Genomic DNA, 5,197 nt, shown 5'->3' with positions numbered 1-5,197 from the left:
ATCGTTCGGTGAAGTGGGTGAGTGGCTGAAACCAGTTCCCTGCTAAGGAACCATACGTGTAAGCGTATCGAGGGTTCGAATCCCTCCTTCACCGCCATTTATTCGGTTTATTAGTAGAGTTATAATGCAACGTAACGTTGTTGAACTCATTTAATTATTCAAATAAATATATTATATTTTAATGATTGAAATGTGTTGACACAGGCAATATAATCTATATAATTACCAACCTAATTTACTACAAAGTTATTTACCGCGTAGTAAATGATGTGTAAAGTACGCGCTTGTAGCTCAGTTGGATAGAGCACTTGGCTACGAACTAAGGGGTCGGGAGTTCGAATCTCTCCAAGCGCACCATTTTACATCATCGCTTCTTTATCCTAGATATATTTTATACTAGATAAAGAAAACCTAAATCAATCGCCTGTCTTATGACAATTTGGCGGTTTTTTTATGTCTACTATTTATGAGTTCTTATCATATCATTGAGTAAACATCAGCGCTGGATAAAATACGATAATGGGCGCAATTACGGTACAATAGAGCCACTATTCACTGCTGGCTATGAGCTTTTACCATGTCAAAGAGTCTATCTAAACGCCCATCCAAAACAAAAGCATCAGTGCATCATACTCCTGATATAGAAGAGCTAATGATTGCTAAGCCTGGCACCCGTATGGCTGCTATTCTTTATGATGGTATGCTGATTTTAGCGTTATTGTTTTTGGTCGGTACGGTGCTGACGGTTATTGGCACGCTATTGACTATGAATACAGGTACAGAGTCATCACAAGCGCAGTCGCTACCGACTTGGTATCAAAACTTTATTATGACACCGTCTTTTATACTAACACTGGTCGGATTTTATGGTTTATTTTGGCGTCGCGGTGGTCAAACGTTGGGTATGCAGACGTGGCGCTTAAAGACGGTCAATAGTGGCGGTCATTTACTCACATGGGGACAGTCATTTAAGCGAATTTTAGCAGCTAGTATTATGCCGCTTATACTTGGTCTTATTGGTAGTGTCATCGGCGGCTCACGCGCTATCTTATTAACCAGTGCGTTTCTGGGCTTTGTCTTTAACTATGCGTTTTGCCTGTTTAATTCTCGCGGCCTCGCGGTACAAGATATGCTATCGAATACCATTACTTTAAAGATGCCAAAAACAGAAAATGATGGGCTATGGCGGGTGATTAGAAACCGTAAGCAAGGCAAATAGACGAATAGCTGCCACAATCGTTAAGCCGATAATCAACTCGCTCAACCCCCAATATGTGGCAAGCTCAACTGCGCCACAGACGATAGCACGTGAGCTTAATACTAATATCGACATGACCAATGAGCAAGCTTGCCAAACCGCGAGATAAGCCCGCTGTTTCCGCTTTACTATTATCTATATTGTCTCCATTTTCTTTTTTATTACTCTCTTCACGCAAATCGACAACTATCTGAAAAATTAATAGCGCTAACAATCCTAGCAATAGCAAAACACCGTCTGCCTGACTCAGCTGCCCGTCGCGCAGCTGCCATGCTGCTAGTATAGTAATGAGCAATAACAGCGGTAAATCGCGTTTGACGATGCTACTGCGAATGACAATGGGGCTAATAAGTGCCGTGATTCCGAGTCCTAAAGCGATGTTCATGATATTAGAGCCATAGGCGTTCCCTAAAGCCAGCTCAGGGCTGCCTTGTAGCGCTGCTAATGCAGATACTACTATCTCGGGTACTGACGGTTCCCAAGCCTAGAATTACGATACCCACTAAGAAACTAGGAATGCGTAGATGATTTGCTAATATGGTCGCGCCCTCGATAAAGACATCGGCACTCCCAACCAAAATAGTCAGACTAATCAATACTGCAATAACTGCCAGCTATATTGGCAACTTTCCTTATGGGTTTAAACGCATTTATGCATATAAAAAAAGCTGAATCTATTTAGATTCAGCTTTTTTATTAAAATATTCAATCGGCTAAATATCAGCTACATACAAGTACAATAGTTAAGCCACTTGTACAGGAATGATATTCGCCGTGTCTTTAACGGTGTTGTCTTCGTTGCAATAGACCAGTTTTGGCTGATAGGTTTCGGCTTCAATTTCATCAAAATGCGCATAAGCACAGATGATGACGATATCACCTAAATCTGCCATATGAGCGGCTGCACCGTTCAAGGAGATAATACCAGAGCCAGCTTCAGCGCGGATGGCATAAGTGCGAAAGCGTTTGCCATTGGTGACATTATAGATGTCGATAGATTCGTTTTCACGTAAACCGGCAAGGTCTAATAAATCACCGTCAATACCGCATGAGCCTTCGTAGTGCAGCTCAGCATGAGTAACACGGGCGCGATGTAATTTGCACTTGAGCATATTAAGTAGCATAGATTGCTTCCTTAGTGTAACTAATATAAATGAACCAAATCAAAAGGTTAATGGGGATTAACTTACTAAAATAAAAGGCTGTTTTTTAAATAGCCATTTTATTCAGGTGTTTTAATCAAGCAACTTAAAGCCATTAATTTGTGCACGTGCTTTTTCAACGTCACCATTTAATAATAATGGTAGCGCCTCAAAAGCCGCTGTCAAAGCGCTATCAATGGCTATCTGGTCATCTGGCGAGGCTTTCGATAACACATGTCCGCTGACTTTAGACTTGTGACCAGGATGACCAATACCCACGCGCAGACGATGGAAGTCGTTGCCAATATGTGGGGTAATATCACGCAGACCATTGTGACCACCATGACCACCGTCGGTTTTAAGCTTGATGCTACCAGCTGGAATATCAAGCTCGTCATGGGCAATTAACAACTCGTCATTATTAATGCCATAAAAGTTAACCATAGGCACCACCGACTGACCCGATTTATTCATAAAGGTCAGCGGCATCAACAGACGCACATCAGAGCCATGAATTTGACCGCGCCCTGTCACCCCGTGGAATTTTTTGTCGGGGGCGAGAGTAATATTAAACTGCTGTGCCAAATGATGGACGAACCAAAATCCTGCATTATGGCGCGTAAATATATACTCCTGACCAGGATTACCAAGACCGACAATAAGCTTTATGGCCATAAAAATACCCTGCTTGACTATAATAAATGAGTGGTAAGAGTTTGTGACGCTGCTATTTATTCAATAGCAGGCATCTTATTTTTCAAACTTTACTTACAAAAACAGCAGGAGATATTCATCACCTGCTATTTTTTTGACTAAACGAACCTTGTATTACATAGCAGACAATAGGTCGCTACATAGAGGTTGTTTATTATTCGCCGTCTTTATCTTCAGCTGCACTATCCGTTTGTGCAGTAGCAGGTACTTCAGCTGCATCAACTTCAGCGTCTTCGTCAACTTCTTCAACCGTTGGCGCCTGCATATTCACGATCGTACGGTCGTGTGCATCTTCCATATCAAGATCAAAGATGATGACGCCTTCAGGCAGTTTGATGTCTGATAGACGGAACAAATCACCAATTTCCATAGCAGATACATCTATTTCTAGATATTCAGGTAGCTGTGATGGTAGGCAAACGATTTCAACATCAGTAACTACTGTAGATAGAATACCACCCGCTTTCGTACCTGGAGCAATTTCAGCACCAGCGAAATGCAAAGGAATGTTCATGTTGATTTTCTGACCTTTCACAATGCGCTGGAAGTCAGCATGCATTGGGAAACCTTTAGCAGGATGGCGTTGCAAGGCTTTGATAACAACCTGATGCTCATCGCCTTTATCGGTCGTGATGGTCAAGATTTGTGAAAAGAAGGCTTCATATTCAAGCGACTTTACTAGCTCGTTGATTTTGATTGAGATAGTGGTTGGCTCTTCACCACCACCATAAATGATAGCAGGAACTAGATTCTGCTTACGTAGGCGGCGGCTCGCACCTTTACCTTGTTGTTCAGCAGAGCGGTCAACCGCGTTGATTGCAAAATGATCAATAGCCATGGATATAATCCTATAGAGAGTATGTGAAGTATCTACCAGCAATAATAGACTTGCGACCAGTCTAGCACTGGATAATCAATACTTTAGAATGTACCAATCGTGTCGCTAAGTATAAAAATACCTAAAAATGATAGGTGTTAACTAATGACGAATACAGGCGCGCATTATACGTGATTCTTTAACTATAATAAAGACCTACGTATAATGGTGATATAAAACGGGTGTGTAAAAAAGCGCTGTAAAATAGCAATGCAGAACAGCCATGTAAAAGCAGCTCAAAGATAAGACGTAAAAAAAGCACCAAGTCTATCAACTTGGCGCTTTTTTTAATCTATCATAAATCTTAAGCGTCAAACTAGGCATCAAACATTGCGCTGATAGATTCTTCGTTATTAATACGACGTAAGCTTTCAGCTAGCATTGGCGCAATGCTTACTTGACGAATTTTGCTACAAGCTTTGGCAGCATCAGACAATGGAATAGTGTCAGTAACGACGATCTCATCCAGTGCCGACTCGCTGATATTTTTCAGCGCATTACCTGATAGCACAGGGTGGGTAATGTAAGCCACTACGCGGCGCGCGCCATTTGCTTTGAGCGCTTCAGCAGCTTTACATAAAGTCCCTGCGGTATCGACCATATCATCAACAATCACGCAGTCACGGTCACGGACGTCGCCGATGATGTGCATGACTTGTGATTCATTGGCACGGGCACGGCGCTTGTCAATAATCGCCATGTCGGTATCACCTAACTGCTTAGCCATCGCGCGTGCACGTACCACGCCGCCGACGTCAGGAGAGACAACCATGATATTGTCATAATCTTGTTTTTGTAGGTCGTTGAGTAATACAGGCGTGCCGTAGATGTTATCCACTGGGATGTCAAAGAAACCCTGAATCTGATCTGAGTGCAAATCAACGGTCATCACGCGATCGATACTGACGATGTTTAACATATCAGCAACGACTTTAGCAGAGATAGGGACACGAGCTGAACGAGGACGACGGTCTTGACGCGCATAGCCAAAATAAGGCATAACAGCGGTAATACGGCCAGCACTAGAGCGACGCAAAGCGTCAGCCATCATCATGATTTCCATCAAATTGTCATTGGTCGGTGCACAAGTAGGCTGCATGATAAACACGTCTTTACCGCGTACGTGTTCTTTGATTTCCACGGCAATTTCGCCATCAGAAAAACGCGTGATGTCAGCTTTACCAAGAGGTATATGAAGATGATCGG

General features: G+C 42.6%; 7 protein-coding genes and 2 tRNA genes. 3 read left to right on the top strand and 6 right to left on the bottom strand.

Annotated features, from left to right (window positions below; genetic code table 11):
• Positions 1–7 precede the first annotated feature (7 nt).
• The 3 genes from WAZ74_RS12140 to WAZ74_RS12130 all read left to right on the top strand — a co-directional run bounded on the left by WAZ74_RS12140 (position 8) and on the right by WAZ74_RS12130 (position 1,219).
• A tRNA-Ser gene (locus tag WAZ74_RS12140) sits at positions 8–97 on the top strand.
• Positions 98–280: 183 nt separating this feature from the next.
• Positions 281–357, top strand: a tRNA-Arg gene (locus WAZ74_RS12135).
• A 220-nt stretch (positions 358–577) separates the two neighbouring features.
• Positions 578–1,219, top strand: coding sequence for an RDD family protein (locus WAZ74_RS12130; RefSeq protein WP_422308561.1), 642 nt, complete (start codon positions 578–580; stop codon positions 1,217–1,219).
• Positions 1,220–1,283: 64 nt separating this feature from the next.
• Here WAZ74_RS12130 and WAZ74_RS12125 read toward each other — a convergent pair whose 3' ends face one another.
• The 6 genes from WAZ74_RS12125 to WAZ74_RS12100 all read right to left on the bottom strand — a co-directional run.
• The gene (locus WAZ74_RS12125; protein WP_422308563.1) at positions 1,284–1,718 is read right to left on the bottom strand and encodes a sodium:calcium antiporter; all 435 of its coding nucleotides are present in this window, start codon (positions 1,716–1,718) and stop codon (positions 1,284–1,286) included.
• Entirely contained in the window at positions 1,678–1,836 is a 159-nt protein-coding gene (locus WAZ74_RS12120; protein ID WP_422308562.1) for a hypothetical protein, read from the bottom strand. The genes WAZ74_RS12125 and WAZ74_RS12120 overlap by 41 nt, the downstream gene beginning before the upstream one ends.
• Before the next feature lie 165 nt (positions 1,837–2,001).
• Positions 2,002–2,382, bottom strand: coding sequence for an aspartate 1-decarboxylase (gene panD, locus WAZ74_RS12115; RefSeq protein WP_422308560.1), 381 nt, complete (start codon positions 2,380–2,382; stop codon positions 2,002–2,004).
• Positions 2,383–2,493: 111 nt separating this feature from the next.
• Positions 2,494–3,075 carry an aminoacyl-tRNA hydrolase gene (pth, locus tag WAZ74_RS12110; protein ID WP_422308559.1) on the bottom strand — a complete coding sequence of 194 codons (582 nt, stop codon included), beginning with the start codon at positions 3,073–3,075 and terminating at the stop codon, positions 2,494–2,496.
• A 193-nt stretch (positions 3,076–3,268) separates the two neighbouring features.
• A complete protein-coding gene (locus tag WAZ74_RS12105) occupies positions 3,269–3,952 on the bottom strand; it encodes a 50S ribosomal protein L25/general stress protein Ctc (RefSeq protein WP_422308558.1) in 684 nt (227 codons plus the stop codon).
• Positions 3,953–4,307: 355 nt separating this feature from the next.
• Positions 4,308–5,197, bottom strand: an 890-nt coding sequence (locus tag WAZ74_RS12100) for a ribose-phosphate pyrophosphokinase (protein ID WP_422308557.1), incomplete at its 5' end; no start/stop codon positions are given.

Source organism: Psychrobacter sp., from assembly GCF_049295055.1.
GTDB lineage: Bacteria > Pseudomonadota > Gammaproteobacteria > Pseudomonadales > Moraxellaceae > Psychrobacter.
The sequence above is the reverse complement of the archived record's forward strand: the minus strand, read 5'-3'. Positions and strand labels throughout refer to the sequence as shown.